We start from the raw sequence: 17,376 nt of genomic DNA, 5'->3' as shown, positions 1-17,376 counted from the left end.
TTCAAAAAGATTTTAATGCTTTCTTAAAAGAAAGAAGTACTTGTATTAGACTTATAAATGCCATTACATAGACGAAAATGCTTAGTACTGTTGAACTAAAACCAAATACGTTTAGATAATTCAATGTTATACGTATAATAGAAAAAATCCCTGCAATACCAATAACATATGAAAGAATAAAATAAAGAAACAATCCAATCATTTTTTTGTTTTGAAATTTTTTTAAAATTGAGGTCTCTTTTTTTATTACTCCTGCAAGAAGCAACAATAACTGCCATCTTGTCCCTTCACTACCATATATGATTGTAAAAATATGGTATCCATCACTCGTTGATAGCGGTAATAAACTACTAAAAAGATACCCTATATTAAGAAGAGCTATATAACCAAACCACCAATTATTTGTAATGATAAATAAGCATAATGAGAAAAATATCAGTATACAGTTATTTATCATACCAAAACCTAATATCTTAACTCGTTTCCAACTATCGATCGTATACATATCTGAATAACGAATATATATCACTGGAGAAAATCCCCATTTCAAACGAATGTTTAAGCTTTTCCATCCAACATTATAGTAATTAGATGATAATAAATGACCTAATTCGTGAAAAACAAGTGATCCGCTTCCAGCAAATAAAATAACAATAATATCTACTTTAGTCACATTTAGAATTGAAAAATTTATCTGGCTTATGTAAGAATCTATTAGTTGAACTGGAAATTTAATAATAATAATTGGAAATCCAATTAACATTACAGCTATCAACAATAAATTTAAATAATATATGCCTTTAGTCACTCTCTCAATTCTTTTTTGAATAGCAAATAAAGGAATTTCAAATAGTTTCCGACTATTCAACTCAAACTCGATATTACTTTGACTATTTGTATTTGGGTACGTACACAAATTATGCTTACTTAATATGGTTCTCATTTTTTCGTAGCTAATCGTACTATTTTCATGTAAAAATTCTTTTACTTCTTCAATTTTTTCTTTCTTAAGCAAAGGAATCAAACCTTCAAAAAAAGTATATTGTTCCTTTGAAAGTTTTATATATTTACTTCTTTTTTCACTTATCAAAAAATATTTAGTATCTTTCATAGATTTATCTTTAATAAGAGTAACATCATCAACGACTAGCCCTTTTGATTTATCTAAGTCAAGTTTTTGTGTATCCAAAATTACCAGTCCTTTTTGAAACTTTTTTAAAACTATCCCAAAAAAGTTTATATTCAGCTGATGTTTTATCCATAGTAGCTAAAGTCTTAATAGATTCTTCAATGGTCGTTCTAGAAAAAGTACATCTTGGTGAACTAACTACGTACATATCTCCATGAGATTGAAATTGAATTCCCTTACAAAATACAGAGCAGATTTTTCTTGCAAAACATGCCTGGCATTCAGGTGCATCTTGTCTACTAACATTGGCGATGCCATGTGCTTTTTCATAATTCAATCCTTCTTCTATATTTCCCATATTAAATTTTTCTTCATTTACAAACATTTGACATGGATAGATATGCATATTTGTATCAAAAAACAGCGAGTGTCCTGCATTACAGTCCCTTAAAGAACGATCTTTAGCAATTTGAATGAGTGGAGCAATAATTCCAGAAGGGATTTGATCTGTTTCTCCTTTGTAGAGTTTTCCTATATAATACTGCGTGATTTCTCTAGTAAAGCTTTCTAGATTTGATAGCAAGCGTTCACCAGTAATAGCTAATGATTCTACAGCTGTATCTACAGGTACTATAGCAAGATTTTCCCACCCTAACTCATCCATTGCTTTTGCCCACTTAACTCCATCACCTTGTTGATAATTCTCTAGATGATTTCTATTTATCGTTGCTTGTAAGACATATGAAACACCTTGCTCTTTCATTCTATTTATTCCTTTTACCACATTGTCATATACACTCAGCTTTCCATCTCCCTGATAAATCCTTGCAAGATCATTCAATTTTTTAGGTCCATCCAAGCTTGTAACAATAAATATGTTGTTATCTTTTAGAAATTCTATTGCTTTACTTGAAATTCCAACTAGATTAGTACAAATAGATGTTGGTGGAAATTCCATATCATTTTTTTTAAAGAAATCTTGTGCTTCCTTAACAAATGACTTGATTTCTCTAAAATTAATCATCGGCTCTCCACCAAAAAAGCACATACTTTTGATGCCATCTGAATAATTTTCAAGTGCAAATCTAACTGCATTCATATAGTTTTCTTTAGTAAAAAATGCAGGTTTATCCGATACAGATCCATACTCTCCCTCACCTGCAAAGCAATATGTACAACCGAGATTACATGTTCTAGCAGACATAAATGTCAACGCAACAGTCCCTCTACCTGGAACTTTTTCTACAGCTACATCCGAACTATTTTCCTTTTTAAATTGTTTAAGTAGTTCATCTATCTGTTCGTTAGTCATCTGATCTACGGACAGTTCTTTAGAAACTCTCATCATTCGAGAAGTTTCAGGATGGAAAAAAATATTAAATTGCTCTTGATCACTATTTATTAAATATACCTGATTCTGCATACTTTTCCTCCTCATATATTAGTACTCGCTTCATAAAATCATTTAGTACTCGCTTCATAAAATCATTTTAAATTTACAAATAATGAAATACCATGTATATAGTTTAAAGGAACAGGAATGTAAATTAAATAAGTAAAAGCGGAAAATTGTTATGAATCCATAGATAATTTTTTAGTAATGTTTACACTTTAAATGTTATAGAATAAAATGATAGGTAATATGGATGCCTACAATCTTTTTAAATCATTTTGTCTAGAGATACACCTATTCATAAAATAGCAAGGAGAAAAAAGTATTGCTTAACTCACACATTCTTTTACTAAAATTGAAGTCCAACCCAGTTCCAAAAAAGCTTATTATTTCTTATGGGAAATTTGAATCAAATGATTTTAAATTTCCTATCGCTTTTCTTAGCGAGCGCGAACAACATATTTGTAATAGTTATCGTAATCTCAACAGAAAAATGACCTATCAAATAGGTAGATATGCAGCAAAAACTGCTGTTTCTCTCTTGTTGAATGAATCAAATCTTCAAAAATTAGAAATTCTAGTTGGTTGTTTCTCTCAGCCTATTATTCAGTATGAACAATTCAGCATGCAGGGAGTCTCGCTGTCCCATACAAAAAATGCAACAATCGCACTGGCATTTCCAGCATCAATTTGTGCCGGTGTAGATATAGAACTGGTTTCAAAACAAAAAGAAAATACCCTTTACTCAAACATAGAAAATCATGAAAAAAATATTGTTGACCAATTAGATAAGCAAAACCAAAGATTACAATATAGTGTTTTATTATGGACAATAAAAGAAAGTCTGTCTAAAGCAGTACTAACTGGTTTAACACTGCCATTATCATTTTTTTCAGTAAAGTCCGTTACCTGTCATAAAAATATTTGGGTTTCTGAATTTGTTCATTTCAAAAACTTTAAATGTCTATCTTTTTTTTCTGATCAACATTGGATTTCACTTACTTTACCAGCTTATTTAATTGAGCAAATACAAGAAAGCACGCAGCATAAAGTAGAACTACTTGCCTTTTGGGATTTAGAAATTAACGGAACCGATAATGATATTCATAAATAATGACATAAGCCGTTTTGTTGGGATCATTCCATCTTTCAGGGTAAGTGCCTAGTAACATAATAACCATAATCAAAACCACCCGTGTGAACGGGTAGTTTGTTCTGCGGCTGTAATCCACTATTACCGCCCTAAACCTAAAAGGCTTACCGAAAAAGTTCCCTTCCGCACCACATTTACTTACAGCTCATTAATGGAGCTATTTCATTTTTTATAATTTTTTGTCCTGTGAACGGATCTACTTCTTCAAACACCGTTAGCTGAGCAGCTACGTAATCTTCACGAAGTTGATTACGAATATATTCTTCTATCTACTTTTTATTTATTCCTACTGTATCCACGTAGTAACCGCGACACCAGAATTTTCTATTTCCATAACGATATTTTACTATGCCTATCAAATATAATTAAGCTACCTTTTCCTTTTAAATCCCAATGAATTGAGAGACACTTAATTTCGGAGAAATGCATACTAGCATATGAATATGATCCATACATGTTAACAATTTGGAAGGCTTTTTAATCCCTCGCTAGAAGCTATCCTGAGAGCTTGGGACAAAAAGCATTTTGGATTTTTGTCCCAGGCTTAAAAATTGATAAACGGCGGGAGCAGAAGCAACACTACGCGTTGCTTCGATCTCAACAACTTCTAAGGTGTTTTCTCGACATACGTCTCGTCACAGTACAGCCTTCAAAAGAGCTACAGCTCTAAGAGTTGCGATGTTTCACTGTGAAGCATGAACAGATGAAATCATCGTACCTACTTGGTGAAGGTCCTTCGGAACTTACAAGGATAAAACTGTGACGAGCCTTTGGCGAGAAAACAATAAGCCGAAATTGACTTTCTCACACAAGCGTTCGGTGTATCTTAATCCTTCCAAGTGTTGAAAATCACGAAGAACGTAGTGTTTCGATGATGAACAATACCTACCTGGTCTCCAAACATTATAGAACACCGGGTCCTTCAATTCTAGCATGTTCCATGCGTAGAAATTGATACGAACGAAACGGAATGTAGTGTATCATGCAACATCAACTCGTTCCTCGTTGTGTTTTATGACAATTTTCGGAAATTCCTTCTTATTGGCTTTCTCATGTGAGCATTCGTCGCAGTTTAGCCTTCTTAAGTGCTGAGAAACACTATTTAGCAAATAAATGACATCTGCGATTACTCGATGTATTTGAGCCTTTAGGAGTGTTGAACAGTACCTACGTGGTTCGCGGAGTTAAATACTTCTGTACCGACCTCTTTCAATCTATACAAAAAATTCCAGAGGATTTTCTCCTCTGGACTCGACAGGATTCTACAATTTCTCTTTACCAACATTATTTGACAAAGAGCAAAAAAAGAGAACGCGTACTCCGTCTTCGAAACGTCCTAAGACGCCGACAGAATACCGTTCTCGTGGGTTTGGCACCCAATGGGGGCATAGGGATTCGAACCCTAGACCCTCTGATTAAGAGTCAGATGCTCTAACCAACTGAGCTATGCCCCCGTTGTATAAAATGGCTTTTCAGCTACCTCAATATTGTAGCACTCCGCTATTATTTATACAAGAGGGAATTTTTTTCAGTTGTTATTCTTGTGAAGATTGTTCTTTTTTTACAGGACAAGCTGTTTGACAATCTTCACAACTTTCCCCTTTTTTGATTCGTCGATAGGTGATGATTCCTGCTGTTCCAAAAATTAAAATGGATAAAATAATTGTTGCCATCCGTTATTACCCTCTTTCTAAAGAAGTGATTGCTTGGACACTTTCTTTGCCTGGCTTTGGTTTTCTTATAAGGAAATAAAATCCAGCTAAAACAACACCCATCGCAAAAAAAGTCCCCAGAGTTAGTGTGCCTTTTTCGACTAACACATGGCCTAATTGATAAATCACAAAACTAACCATATAAGCCAAACCGCATTGATAACCAATGGCTCCTAATGTCCATTTGAGGTCTCCCATTTCACGACGAATTGCGCCAATTGCAGCAAAACAAGGTGCACATAATAAGTTAAAAGTTAAGAACGAATAGGCCGCGACTGGCGTAAAGGTGTGTTGCAGTGCGCCCCAGACTTCTACCCCGTTTTCAGAAACATCTTTCACATTGCCAAATAAAATACCTAAGGTACCAATAATATTTTCTTTCGCTATCAATCCTGTAATTGTGGCAACTGCCCCTTGCCAATTACCCCAGCCTAATGGGATAAATAGCACCGCCAACCCTTTACCTAGAAATGCTAGAATACTTTGACTTTCTGGAACGGGTTGAAACGTCACAGAATAATGTGACATGAACCAAATGAGAATACTGGAAACAAAAATAATCGTACCTGCTTTTTTTACAAATGAGCGACATCGTTCATAGGCATGCCGAACCACACTTCTAAGCTGTGGCAAATGATAGGCGGGAAGTTCCATAATGAATGGTGCTGGATCTCCCGAAAAATGCTTAGTCTTTTTTAAAGCAATTCCTGATAACACAATGGAAGCAACCCCTAAGAAATAAGCAGAGGGCGAGACCCAACTTTGGTTAGGAAAAAATGCACCTGCAATCAGAGCGATAATTGGCAACTTCGCTGAACATGGCATAAAAGTCGTGACCATAATAGTCATTCGCCGATCGCGTTCGTTTTCAATCGTTCGACTAGCCATCACGCCTGGGACCCCACAACCTGTCGCAATTAACATTGGAATAAACGACTTACCAGATAGGCCGAATTTCCGAAACAAGCGATCCATGACAAAGGCAATCCGGGCCATATAGCCACAATCTTCTAAAAAACCTAAACATAAAAACAGGACGGCCAGTTGTGGTAAAAATCCTAACACCGCCCCAACACCTGCAATGATCCCATCTAAAATTAAACTTTGCATCCATGGCGCTACTTGCCATTGCGCCAACCAATTTCCCACAAATTGAGGAACCCATTCCCCAAAAAAGACATCATTTAACCAGTCTGTCCCCATTGTACCAACCGTTTGAATAGATAAGTAATAGACCAACCACATCACAAACGCAAAGATTGGCAACGCCAACCACCGATTGGTTACCACTCGGTCAATCTTATCACTGTGAGTAAATGTCATTTCTGTTTTTTTCGTCGCACACAAAGCAATTAATCGAGCAATAAAGGCATAGCGTTCATTAATGATAATCGCTTCACTTTCATCTTGAAAGATTTTTTCAGTAATTTGAATGACTTCTTCAATTTCTTTTTCTTGAAAAGAACTCAATAATAATTGCTCTTTGGTTCGAACATCTCGTTCAAAAAGTTTTAAACTATACCAACGCTGTTGCGTTTCAGGAACAGTATTCCCTAAAATATCAACAATTTCAGCAAGTGCTGCTTCTAAGCGATTATCATAAGAAGGATAAATAACCTCTGTCTCTATGGCATTCGCTCGCTGCTTACTTTGTTTTAAAGCATGATCCAACCCACGATTCTTCAAAGCACTAATCTCAACAACAGGCACGCCTAAGCCATAACTTAACTTTTCACTATTCAATGTTTGGCCGTTTTTTTCCAACAAATCCATCATATTTAACGCACAAACAACCGGTAATCCAGTTTCAATTAATTGTGTTGTTAAATAAAGATTCCGTTCCAAATTGGTCACATCGAGAATATTCAAAATCACTGAAGGTTGGTCCTCCAAAAGATAATCTCGTGCCACAATTTCTTCAGGCGTATAAGGAGAAAGAGAGTAAATCCCTGGCAAATCTTGAATAATGAGTGTCTTATCTTTCTTTGCCACCCCCTCTTTGCGTTCCACAGTCACCCCTGGCCAGTTTCCAACATATTGGTTGGCTCCTGTTAACATATTGAACGTTGTCGTTTTACCGCTATTAGGGTTGCCGGCTAGTGCAATTTGCTGAGTCATTCGCTTTCCTCCTTTTCAACCAAGATTAGTTCCGCTTCACTTTTTCGTAACGTTAGTTCGTAGCCACGTACATTGATTTCAATTGGATCAGCTAAAGGAGCTACTTTGCGAATAAAAATTACTGTTCCTTTTGTTAAGCCCATGTCCATCAACCGACGTTTCACCGCTCCTTGTCCGTGGATCCCTACTATTGTAGCGCGTTCTCCAACTTTTAAGGTATCCAAGGAGACCCAAACTTTCTCATTCGCCGAGCGCTCCTCCACATGAATCGCTTGTAAAATCGTATCTGTCAGCGCAATTCGACTATTATGTAATAAAACAATACCATTTTGATTCTGATAATTGACAAGGACAACTGCTTGGCCTGCAACGACACCTAAATTGTTCAGATGTTTCTTTGTCTGAATATCTGCTTGGACGCTTTCGACTGTATAGACTTTCCCAACTTCTGCCTGCGCTAACGTAATCATTTACTTTCCTCCATGTGAAAAAGTTTCAAACGAAAATGAGAATCGTTCTCAATTAAAAGAATACGCTTGCTTACACGGAAAGTCAATGAATTTCTGGATGTATCTCCTGTTTTCTTCTATTTTCCTTCTATATAGAGACACTTTTTTCAGGTTACTATTTTTGAAAAAAAGTCAGCACTTGTTTTTTATGTTACTAGCTACTGTAAAATCCCACTCATTCAATAACAAATCCGCTTATTTTTTCTTCTTGTGCCTAACTCAAATGTCAACACAACATTTAGTGTTTTTTCACTAAATGTTCTCTTTCAAAATTTTAATTTTTTTGTTTGTCAAACACTGACCAATGTGTTTTTTCTCCTAAAAACGAGGATTCACGTGTTTTCATTTTTCTTTCAAAAACACAAAAACTAGTATTATGAGAAAAACGCACCACAATATATAGTGTTAAAGTGTTGACTTTTTTCTACATAGATTTATACTAGTCTATGTAGAAAAAAAGAGGAGGAACTTTCAATGAACGTAAAAATCTTTTCAAAAAATAACTGTATCCAATGTAAAATGGCGAAACGTTTCCTAAGTGAAAATAACATCGCTTTTGAAGAAATCAATATCGACGCACAACCAGATGCTATCGACTGGTTAAAAGAACAAGGGTTCCAAAGCGTACCGGTAATCACATCTGAAGCAACAACCGTTGTTGGCTTCCGTCCAGACCAATTAAAACAATTGGCTAGCTAAGATGAAACTTGTTTATTTTTCAGTCACCGGTCAAACAAGGCGCTTTATTAAAAAATTGGATTTGCCTGCTTATGAACTTGAGCCAGCGAATCCTTTTTTTGAAATAAATGAGCCTTTTATTCTTGTCATTCCTACCTATGATGCAGAAATTACAGAGGTAGTGAATGACTTTCTTGATTATAAAAGTAACCAAGAACTGTTAGTTGGTGTAGCTGGTGGGGGCAACCGTAATTTTGCTGAATTATTTGTCTATACCGCCAAAGATATTGCCCGCGATTATCACGTTCCGCTTCTATACTCCTTTGAGTTTAGCGGAACAGACGAAGACGTGGAGACCTTTAAGAAAGTAGTGGAAGAAATTGAGTCTAAAAGAAATTAAAGATGTCAGCTATTTCAAACTGAATAACGAGATTAACCGTCCTGTTGATGGTCAAATCCCTTTAAATAAAGATAAAGAAGCACTCGCAGCCTTCTTTAAAGAAAATGTAGAACCGAATACACGTAAATTCAGCTCTGCTGAAGAAAAAATCAACTTTTTAATGAAAGAAGATTTTATTGAAACTGAATTCATCGAAAAATATTCAATGGACTTTATTGAAAAATTATATGCTTTCTTAGATGAACAACATTTCCAATTCAAGTCTTTCATGGCGGCTTATAAATTTTATTCTCAATACGCTTTAAAGAACAACGCCGGAACAGAGTATTTAGAAACATATGAAGATCGGGTTGCCTTTAATGCCTTGTATTTTGCGGATGGCGATGAAGAGTTGGCTTTAACATTGGCGGATGAAATGATCCATCAACGGTATCAACCAGCCACACCTTCTTTCTTAAACGCTGGGCGTAAACGTCGAGGTGAATTGGTTTCTTGTTTCTTAGTTCAAGTAACAGATGATATGAACAGCATTGGGCGTTCAATTAATTCTGCCCTTCAATTATCACGAATCGGCGGCGGCGTAGGAATTACTCTTTCCAACTTACGTGAAGCGGGCGCACCAATCAAAGGTTATGATGGCGCAGCAAGTGGTGTTGTCCCTGTTATGAAATTATTTGAAGATAGCTTTAGCTACTCTAACCAACTAGGTCAACGTCAAGGTGCTGGTGTGGTTTATCTAAATGTCTTCCATCCAGATATTGAAATGTTCTTATCTGCTAAAAAAGAAAACGCTGATGAAAAAATCCGTGTAAAAACGTTGTCTCTTGGTGTTATTGTTCCAGATAAATTTTACGAATTAACACGTAACAACGAAGATATGTATTTATTTAGTCCTTATAGTGTGGAACGTGAATATGGTGTGCCTTATTCCTATGTAGATATTACCAAAGAATATGATAACCTAGTGGCCAATCCAAACATACGTAAACGTAAAATTAAAGCCCGTGACTTAGAAAATGAAATTTCTAAATTACAACAAGAATCTGGCTATCCTTATATCATCAATATTGATACAGCTAACAAAAACAATCCGATTGATGGCAAGATTATCATGAGTAACTTATGTTCTGAAATTCTTCAAGTTCAAACGCCTTCTGTTATTAATGGGAAACAAGAATATGAAGTTTTAGGAACAGATATTAGTTGTAACTTAGGTTCAACTAACATTGTTAATTTAATGGAAAGTCCTGACTTTGGAAAATCTGTCCGCGCTATGACGCGTGCGTTAACTTTTGTAACAGATGCTTCTGAAATTGATGTCGTGCCAACTATCCAAAATGGAAATCGTTTAAGCCATACAATCGGACTAGGCGCAATGGGCTTACACACCTTCTTCGCTAAAAATCATATGGAATACGGCTCTGAAGAATCATTAGACTTTACAGACATTTATTTCATGTTATTAAATTACTGGACTTTAATGGAAAGTAACCAAATTGCGAAAGAACGTAACCAAGTCTTCCATAATTTTGAAAAATCAGATTATGCTTCTGGTGCTTACTTCGATAAATATATTGAAGGCAACTTTACACCAAAATTTGATAAAGTGAAAGAAATTTTCAAAGACATTCAGATTCCAACGGCTGAAGATTGGGCTGCGTTACGCGATGCTGTGAAAAAAGATGGTCTTTATCATCAAAATCGTTTAGCCGTAGCGCCAAATGGTTCAATTTCATATATTAATGATACTAGTGCCAGCATTCATCCAATTACTCGTATGATTGAAGAACGTCAAGAGAAGAAAATTGGTAAGATTTACTATCCAGCGCCTTATTTAGCTAATGATACAATCCCTTACTATACTTCTGCTTACGACATGGATATGCGCAAAGTGATTGATGTCTACGCAACAGCGCAACAACACGTTGATCAAGGAATGAGTTTAACCTTGTTTATGCGTTCAGAAATCCCTGAAGGCTTGTATGAATGGAAAGAAACACCAAAACAAACAACCCGTGACTTGAACATTTTACGTCATTATGCGTTCAACAAAGGGATTAAATCAATTTACTATATTCGTACATTTACAGATGATGCTGAAGAAATTGGCAGCAATCAATGTGAGTCTTGCGTGATTTAATGAAAAGCACTTAAATAAGGCGTTCTGCTTGAGCGTCTTATTTTTTAGGAATGTTCTCTTTTTAAACAGGACATTTTCAGATATACTGGACAAAGAAGAACGGCTGCACACTCCTATTTGGACTCTGTAGAACGTTTTAAGCGAAGAAACGAGACAACTAGTCAAACAGACTGCTGTCCCAGCATACAGGAGGAATAACCATGGCAACGTATTATGAAGCAATTAACTGGAACGCCATTGAAGACGTCATTGATAAATCCACTTGGGAAAAATTAACCGAACAATTTTGGTTAGATACACGGATTCCGTTATCCAATGACTTAGATGATTGGCGGACTCTTTCCGATTTAGAAAAAACTACTGTCGGCTACGTTTTCGGCGGTTTAACTTTATTAGATACTGTTCAATCAGAAAGCGGCATGGATCAACTGAGAAATGATGTGCGGACGCCTCATGAAGAAGCCGTCTTAAATAACATCCAATTCATGGAATCTGTCCATGCCAAAAGTTATTCTTCTATCTTCAGTACATTAAATACAAAAAAAGAGATTGATGATATTTTTGAGTGGACAAATACCAACAAACACCTGCAATATAAAGCAGAACGGATTAACGAAATTTATAAAAACGGTACTCCGTTAGAGAAAAAAATTGCTAGTGTATTTTTAGAAACGTTTTTATTCTATTCTGGGTTTTACACTCCTCTTTACTATTTAGGAAACAATAAACTAGCGAACGTCGCTGAAATTATTAAATTGATTATCCGTGATGAATCAGTGCACGGCACGTATATTGGCTATAAATTCCAATTAGGATTTAATGAATTACCAGAAGATGAGCAAGATAAACTAAAAGACTGGATGTATAATTTACTTTACGAATTGTACGAAAACGAAGAACGTTATACAGAAGAATTATATGATGACTTAGGTTGGACCGAAGAAGTAAAAACCTTTTTACGTTACAACGCCAACAAAGCTTTAATGAACTTAGGTATGGATCCCTTATTTGCGGATACAGCCAATGATGTGAACCCGATTGTAATGAATGGTATTTCGACAGGAACTAGCAACCATGACTTCTTCTCCCAAGTAGGAAATGGCTATTTACTAGGAACAGTTGAAGCCATGAAAGATGATGACTATCTTTACGGTTTAGATAAATAGCAAAAAGCTAGAAACGATCAACGTTTCTAGCTTTTTATTTTACCAACTTCCTGAGGCGCCGCCACCGCCGAATGAGCCGCCACCGAATGAACCACCACTGCCGCTACCAGAACTACTATGATTAGACGGATTGTATTGTGAGTTTAAATAAGCATACGTCAAAACACTACCATCATAACTATATAAAGTATCTCCTACTAATAAACGCCCAAAAGATTGTTTTTTTGCATTTGGATATATACTTAGTAAAGAACCACGCTTAGTGGCACGTCTTATTTTCCCTTTCGTGGCAAATAACGTTGCTCCATTAAGATATAAACAATAAAAAGAAGTCTTTTTCATCTTATTTAATACTTTCTTTGTCTGTTCTGAGTTATTTAGGACAGCCTTTGTTGGTAAACAATTCAAATAATCTTGATACATTTTTTTAACAAGTTTTCTTGTTCTTAAAATTTGTAAAATATAAACAGCACAAATGAGCATCCCAGCAATACTTGCCATTAAAAGAACATTTCTTTTCGTTGTGTTAGTGTTTAACTCTGTTTGTATATTTGTTAATTCATTATCCACTTGTGCGGTTTTTGAATTGATTGCAGCCGATACTTGATCAATAATTTTATTGAGACCTGTATTATAATCCTCGTCTCTAAAAGCCTCTTTTACTTCTTCATTATTAATAATATCATCCGCATAGCTATCCGTTAAAATACTCTCTAAGCCATATCCAACTTCCAAGCGAGACTCGCGATCCTCAATTGCCATTAGAAAAACCACACCATTATTTTTTTCACGATCCCCTACACCTAATTGATTAGCAATCTTATTGCTGTAAGATTCAACAGATTCCCCACTAGGTAACGCAGGAACGGTAATAAGCATAAATTGTGCGCCATTCGCATTTTCCAACAATTGTTGATTCAATTGAAACATTTTCTGTTTAAGTTGATTTGAGACAATACCTGCATTATCTGAAACATAGATATTAGCATCATTAATGTTCAACTGCCCATTCGTTCCAGTAATTGTCACTAATTCATTTTCACCAGTTATTTCTTGTTTAGAAAAGTTATTTATTGTTGTCTGGGTTGACGCTTCAGTCATTTTCCCTGCTAAGATATCGTCTCTCTTTTTTTGTAAGGCATGTTGCTTCTCTCTCAGTGCAGTTTGTTTTGCTTCATAAGAGATTCCCTTTCCTTCATACCAAGCAGCCATTCCTAATATTAAAATCATACTCAAACTAATTACCACAACAATCGTTGTATTCCGCTGATGCTTTTTATAAAACAAACGAACTTTTTCTTGAATTTTTTCGACTTTTTTATCCAACCTTCCTCACTTCTTTCTTTTTAACCCAAATTTTCTACAAATTTTTTATTTAAATTCCACTTGCGGCACTTCTTTTCCCTGCTCTGTCGCAACATAGTTAGTTTTCTTCTCAAATCCTAAAAGTTTTGCAATTATTTTATCAGGGAATTTTGAAATCTGTTGGTTATATGTTTCAACAGCTTGTATATAGTTACGGCGTTCAACAGAAATTCGATTTTCAGATCCTTCTAATTGAGTCATTAAGGTTTTGACATTTTCAGAAGAAGCTAACTTTGGGTAATCTTCATTCAATACTGTAACAAAATTACCTAATCCTTTTTCAATTTGCTCATTTGCTTGCCCTTTTTCAGAAGAAGATTTTGCTCCTGCGTATGCTTTACGTGCTTCCGTTATTTCTTTTAAAACTTCTTTTTCTTGAGTCATACTGCCTTGAACACTACTGACAAGATTAGGAATTAAATCAGCACGTCTTTGCATTACATTCTCTACTTGTGACCATTCTGCTTCGACTTTATTATCTAAAGTAATCAATTGATTATAAGCTTTCATCACAAATGCACCAATAATCACAACGACAACAACAATAATACTAAGAAATTTATTTTTTTTATTCATCTTACTTATCACCTTTCTTTCTAACTCGTAATACAATCATAACTCTTTTGTAATCTTTTTGAAATATTAAACTTAAAAAATCAGTCCTAGGTCCTAGAAGAAAACCGCCATAAGCATTTTAACTTATAGCGGTTGTCATTAATTATAAATAGATGTTTCTACACATTAATCAATCGTAATTTTGTTACATTATTTGAAACAGATAGATCTTCGATAACATCGGCATACGTTAGGCCTTTAGGTAAATCAATAGTATAGATATTCGTATAGATTTTTGTATCATCCACCCAAGAAACATTGAAATTCACATCATAAATTTCAATATGTTTTTCTTCAAAATACTGATTAATAAATTCTTTGGTTTCTTGTTTATGTTGATAGCGAATTTCTAATTTTTTGATTGTTGGTACGTGAATAATTCGTTTGACAATGGTTAAGGCAAATAATACACCGATAAAACTTGTTAAGGCAATCGTATAGTAGCCCATGCCCACCGCGATCCCTAAACCAGCAACGGTCCATAGTGACGCTGCTGTCGTCAATCCGGTGACACTTTGTTTCGTTACAATGATGGTTCCAGCACCTAAAAAGCCGATTCCACTTACAACTTGTGCAATCAACCTTGCTTGATCTGAACGAATGACCCCCGTCAAAGCCGGATTAGCTAACGCATCTTTCAATGCATTGATTGCAATTTGCGACTGAATTAACGCAATAATAGCCGCGCCCATACAAACTAAAATGTGAGTGCGCATCCCTGCTGGGCGATTCTTATATTGTCTTTCAAAACCAATTGCGCCACCCATCACCATCGCTAGGACTAACCGTAAAATAATTTCTGGAATTGTTAGCTGTAACATCCTTTTCACCTCTTCTTCTATTACTTCCAGTATAACAAAAAAAGAACTTGAAACATAAGGAAATCCTTATGTTTCAAGTTCTTTTTCATCAACGATTATAATTTACTTGCAGCTGCATCATCAATGATTACAACAACATCTTGATGGTTTTGTAATGCACTTGCTGGCATGTCTGTTGTTACTGGTCCGTCAATCATTCCTTTAATGGCCTCTGCTTTTGCTTCGCCATAAGCCATTAAAATCATTTTTTTACCTTTCATGATTGAGCCAATCCCCATAGAAACAGCACGTGTTGGGACATCTTCTACTTTGTCAAAATAACGTTTGTTTGCGTTGATTGTTGATTCAGTCAACTCAACGACATGTGTTAAGCTATCTAGAGGTGTGCCTGGTTCGTTGAAACCAATGTGTCCATTTTGACCAATACCTAAGATTTGGATATCTACTGGATGTGCATCGATAATTTTTTCATATTCTGCGGAAGCAGCATCTAAATCTTCTGCTTTACCATTTGGTACAAATGTTTCTTTAAATGGTTTTTTGTCGAATAAGTGTTTGTTCATGAAATAACGGTAACTTTGCTCATCTTCGCCACCTAAACCAACATATTCATCTAAGTTTACAGAAGTCATTTCTGTAAAGTCGATATCACTTGCTGTCATTTCTTTATATAATGTTTCTGGTGTACTACCTGTTGCTAAGCCTAAAACTTTCGCACCATTGTTCATACCTTCTTTAATTAATTCAAACGCTTTTTTGCCGCCTTCTTCTGCATTTGCTACACGGATAATTTGCATTTTGACACGCTCCTTACGGTTTATTTTGGTATAGTCCAATTATAACACCTTCTGAAAAAAATTTCTAGAATAAAAGAAAAAAACTTCTATTTCCATCAGAAATAGAAGTTTTCGAGCTTGTTTAACAGATTAATATTGTGGTGCGTTGGGATCCACATACGTATTTGGATCAGCATAAGCGTTTGGATCTGTGTACGTATTTGGGTCAACGTACGTATTCGGATCGTAGGCTCCTTCTGCTGCTTGTTGCGTATTGCCGTTGTATTCTGTTTGACCGGCTGTGGTGTCCGCTGTGCTACTCGAACTAGTAGAGCTATTGGCACTTGAATCACCAGATTCACCAATCAGTGCAGTATCTGTAACAGCATAGCTAAACTGATTATAAAAGGCTAAATCTTTTTCACGTTCAGAAGCATGTTCTTTTAAACCAAGTTGTTTTCTAAGTGTTGTTTGTGTTTTGTATAAACTATTTGGATCTAGGACTTGATAATAAATATCATCAATAGTTGCACTGTATCCTTGTAATTGTTCAGAGTCAATTGTTTTAAAGGCAGACAAATATTTTGATTGGATGTCCATCATGTCATCCCAAGTTAAGTCTGTTTTTACATTGGCTTCAACAGCATCAAGAATTTTTCGATATTTTGAAACACCATCAAAACTCATGACTTTGCGCACAATTTTCTCAACAACTTCTCGTTGGCGGCGTTGACGACCCACATCTCCTTCAGGATCTTCGTGACGCATCCGCGCATAAGCCAAACCTGTCGTGCCATCTAACTTGATTTTACCTGCTGGAACAGTAATACCGTCCAACGTAAATTCACCAATCGTATTATCTACTTCAATACCGCCTACCGCATCAATCAGGTCTTTTAACCCTTTCATATTGATGGATACATAGTGATGGATGGGAATATCCAGTAATTCTTGGACTGTATTAATCGCCATTTCGGCGCCACCAAATGCATAGGCATGGTTCAATTTGTCTTGTGTGTCATTTCCAACAATATCTGTTAAAATATCTCTATCCAAACTGATCATTGTGGACTTGTTTTCTTTCGGGTTGATGGTTACAACCATTGTAGTATCTGAACGACCTTGTTCTGTTCGACCTAAATCGCCTGTGTCAATCCCCATTAAAAGAACAGAGAATGGTTCTTGCGCATCAATATTGGCCGTGGCTCCTTTATTGGACTTACGGTTAACTGATTGATAGATCCCATTAATTGTTGAATTGGCATCTGAATACATCTTAATCCCGTAAGCACATACCCCAGCTACTACCACTAGCAAGACGCTCAAGAAGCCCAGTACTACTTTTTTCCATAGTTTCATAAGACACTTCCTCGTTTATCTAAGAATAATTCTTAATTCATG

15 protein-coding genes, 1 tRNA gene and 1 pseudogene are annotated in these 17,376 nt (G+C 35.7%); 5 read left to right on the top strand and 12 right to left on the bottom strand.

The annotated features are described in order from the left end of the window. Nucleotide 1: 1 nt before the first annotated feature. Nucleotides 2-1,189 (bottom strand): hypothetical protein, encoded by a 1,188-nt coding sequence (locus IGL36_RS01845; RefSeq protein WP_002397530.1) that lies wholly within the window; start codon nucleotides 1,187-1,189, stop codon nucleotides 2-4. Further along, on the bottom strand, nucleotides 1,170-2,552 hold the full coding sequence (locus IGL36_RS01840) for a radical SAM/SPASM domain-containing protein (protein WP_010713566.1): 1,383 nt from the start codon (nucleotides 2,550-2,552) through the stop codon (nucleotides 1,170-1,172). The genes IGL36_RS01845 and IGL36_RS01840 overlap by 20 nt, the downstream gene beginning before the upstream one ends. A 295-nt stretch (nucleotides 2,553-2,847) precedes the next feature. Between IGL36_RS01840 and IGL36_RS01835 the strand changes: the two genes are divergently transcribed. Then, nucleotides 2,848-3,636: a 4'-phosphopantetheinyl transferase family protein gene (locus IGL36_RS01835; protein ID WP_010713567.1), complete on the top strand. Its 789-nt coding sequence runs from the start codon at nucleotides 2,848-2,850 to the stop codon at nucleotides 3,634-3,636. Between the two features lie 173 nt (nucleotides 3,637-3,809). On the opposite strand, the pseudogene tnpA reads toward IGL36_RS01835, so the two are convergent. The 5 genes and pseudogenes from tnpA to IGL36_RS01810 form a co-directional block, all read right to left on the bottom strand. Beyond that, nucleotides 3,810-4,130 (bottom strand): annotated as a pseudogene (tnpA, locus tag IGL36_RS01830) (IS200/IS605 family transposase); the annotation flags it as partial. A 925-nt stretch (nucleotides 4,131-5,055) separates the two neighbouring features. Continuing rightward, nucleotides 5,056-5,129 (bottom strand) — tRNA-Lys (locus IGL36_RS01825). A gap of 81 nt (nucleotides 5,130-5,210) precedes the next feature. After that, the gene (locus IGL36_RS01820) at nucleotides 5,211-5,348 is read right to left on the bottom strand and encodes a hypothetical protein (protein WP_002355364.1); all 138 of its coding nucleotides are present in this window, start codon (nucleotides 5,346-5,348) and stop codon (nucleotides 5,211-5,213) included. A gap of 6 nt (nucleotides 5,349-5,354) precedes the next feature. Continuing rightward, nucleotides 5,355-7,505, bottom strand: a complete 2,151-nt coding sequence (gene feoB / locus IGL36_RS01815; protein WP_002397533.1) for a ferrous iron transport protein B — start codon at nucleotides 7,503-7,505, stop codon at nucleotides 5,355-5,357. Further along, on the bottom strand, nucleotides 7,502-7,975 hold the full coding sequence (locus tag IGL36_RS01810; RefSeq protein WP_002387693.1) for a ferrous iron transport protein A: 474 nt from the start codon (nucleotides 7,973-7,975) through the stop codon (nucleotides 7,502-7,504). Before IGL36_RS01810 ends, feoB begins: the two co-directional genes overlap by 4 nt. Before the next feature lie 513 nt (nucleotides 7,976-8,488). Between IGL36_RS01810 and IGL36_RS01805 the strand changes: the two genes are divergently transcribed. The 4 genes from IGL36_RS01805 (at nucleotide 8,489) to nrdF (ending at nucleotide 12,398) form a co-directional block, all read left to right on the top strand. Then, nucleotides 8,489-8,713, top strand: a complete 225-nt coding sequence (locus IGL36_RS01805; protein WP_002355360.1) for a redoxin NrdH — start codon at nucleotides 8,489-8,491, stop codon at nucleotides 8,711-8,713. A 1-nt stretch (nucleotide 8,714) separates the two neighbouring features. Beyond that, complete coding sequence (nrdI, locus tag IGL36_RS01800) at nucleotides 8,715-9,092, top strand: class Ib ribonucleoside-diphosphate reductase assembly flavoprotein NrdI (RefSeq protein WP_002355359.1); 378 nt, start codon at nucleotides 8,715-8,717, stop codon at nucleotides 9,090-9,092. Then, nucleotides 9,073-11,232 carry a class 1b ribonucleoside-diphosphate reductase subunit alpha gene (gene nrdE / locus IGL36_RS01795; RefSeq protein ID WP_002355358.1) on the top strand — a complete coding sequence of 720 codons (2,160 nt, stop codon included), beginning with the start codon at nucleotides 9,073-9,075 and terminating at the stop codon, nucleotides 11,230-11,232. The genes nrdI and nrdE overlap by 20 nt, the downstream gene beginning before the upstream one ends. Before the next feature lie 200 nt (nucleotides 11,233-11,432). After that, on the top strand, nucleotides 11,433-12,398 hold the full coding sequence (gene nrdF, locus IGL36_RS01790) for a class 1b ribonucleoside-diphosphate reductase subunit beta (protein WP_002355357.1): 966 nt from the start codon (nucleotides 11,433-11,435) through the stop codon (nucleotides 12,396-12,398). A gap of 39 nt (nucleotides 12,399-12,437) precedes the next feature. On the opposite strand, the gene IGL36_RS01785 is transcribed toward nrdF, so the two are convergent. From IGL36_RS01785 to IGL36_RS01765, 5 genes are all read right to left on the bottom strand, one after another. Continuing rightward, nucleotides 12,438-13,724, bottom strand: a complete 1,287-nt coding sequence (locus tag IGL36_RS01785; protein ID WP_002387692.1) for a TPM domain-containing protein — start codon at nucleotides 13,722-13,724, stop codon at nucleotides 12,438-12,440. A gap of 45 nt (nucleotides 13,725-13,769) precedes the next feature. After that, complete coding sequence (locus tag IGL36_RS01780; protein WP_002386098.1) at nucleotides 13,770-14,339, bottom strand: LemA family protein; 570 nt, start codon at nucleotides 14,337-14,339, stop codon at nucleotides 13,770-13,772. 158 nt (nucleotides 14,340-14,497) lie between these two features. Next, complete coding sequence (locus IGL36_RS01775; protein ID WP_002355354.1) at nucleotides 14,498-15,199, bottom strand: MgtC/SapB family protein; 702 nt, start codon at nucleotides 15,197-15,199, stop codon at nucleotides 14,498-14,500. Nucleotides 15,200-15,294: 95 nt separating this feature from the next. Then, complete coding sequence (gene nagB, locus IGL36_RS01770; protein WP_002379080.1) at nucleotides 15,295-15,996, bottom strand: glucosamine-6-phosphate deaminase; 702 nt, start codon at nucleotides 15,994-15,996, stop codon at nucleotides 15,295-15,297. A 129-nt stretch (nucleotides 15,997-16,125) separates the two neighbouring features. After that, nucleotides 16,126-17,334 carry an LCP family protein gene (locus IGL36_RS01765; RefSeq protein ID WP_002383706.1) on the bottom strand — a complete coding sequence of 403 codons (1,209 nt, stop codon included), beginning with the start codon at nucleotides 17,332-17,334 and terminating at the stop codon, nucleotides 16,126-16,128. Between the last annotated feature and the right edge of the window lie 42 nt (nucleotides 17,335-17,376).

It is taken from the genome of Enterococcus sp. AZ011 (genome assembly GCF_050548355.1).
GTDB classification, from domain to species: Bacteria; Bacillota; Bacilli; order Lactobacillales; family Enterococcaceae; genus Enterococcus; species Enterococcus faecalis.
The sequence above is the reverse complement of the archived record's forward strand: the minus strand, read 5'-3'. Positions and strand labels throughout refer to the sequence as shown.

Bases quoted from the DNA above. Each gene is read 5' to 3' on its own strand.
- IGL36_RS01805 (WP_002355360.1), top strand. From the start codon at position 8,489: ATGAACGTAAAAATCTTTTCAAAAAATAACTGTATCCAATGTAAAATG.
- nagB (WP_002379080.1), bottom strand. From the start codon at position 15,996: ATGCAAATTATCCGTGTAGCAAATGCAGAAGAAGGCGGCAAAAAAGCG.
- IGL36_RS01840 (WP_010713566.1), bottom strand. From the start codon at position 2,552: ATGCAGAATCAGGTATATTTAATAAATAGTGATCAAGAGCAATTTAAT.
- IGL36_RS01810 (WP_002387693.1), bottom strand. From the start codon at position 7,975: ATGATTACGTTAGCGCAGGCAGAAGTTGGGAAAGTCTATACAGTCGAA.
- IGL36_RS01820 (WP_002355364.1), bottom strand. From the start codon at position 5,348: ATGGCAACAATTATTTTATCCATTTTAATTTTTGGAACAGCAGGAATC.
- IGL36_RS01775 (WP_002355354.1), bottom strand. From the start codon at position 15,199: ATGTTACAGCTAACAATTCCAGAAATTATTTTACGGTTAGTCCTAGCG.
- nrdF (WP_002355357.1), top strand. From the start codon at position 11,433: ATGGCAACGTATTATGAAGCAATTAACTGGAACGCCATTGAAGACGTC.
- IGL36_RS01765 (WP_002383706.1), bottom strand. From the start codon at position 17,334: ATGAAACTATGGAAAAAAGTAGTACTGGGCTTCTTGAGCGTCTTGCTA.
- nrdI (WP_002355359.1), top strand. From the start codon at position 8,715: ATGAAACTTGTTTATTTTTCAGTCACCGGTCAAACAAGGCGCTTTATT.
- IGL36_RS01780 (WP_002386098.1), bottom strand. From the start codon at position 14,339: ATGAATAAAAAAAATAAATTTCTTAGTATTATTGTTGTTGTCGTTGTG.
- feoB (WP_002397533.1), bottom strand. From the start codon at position 7,505: ATGACTCAGCAAATTGCACTAGCCGGCAACCCTAATAGCGGTAAAACG.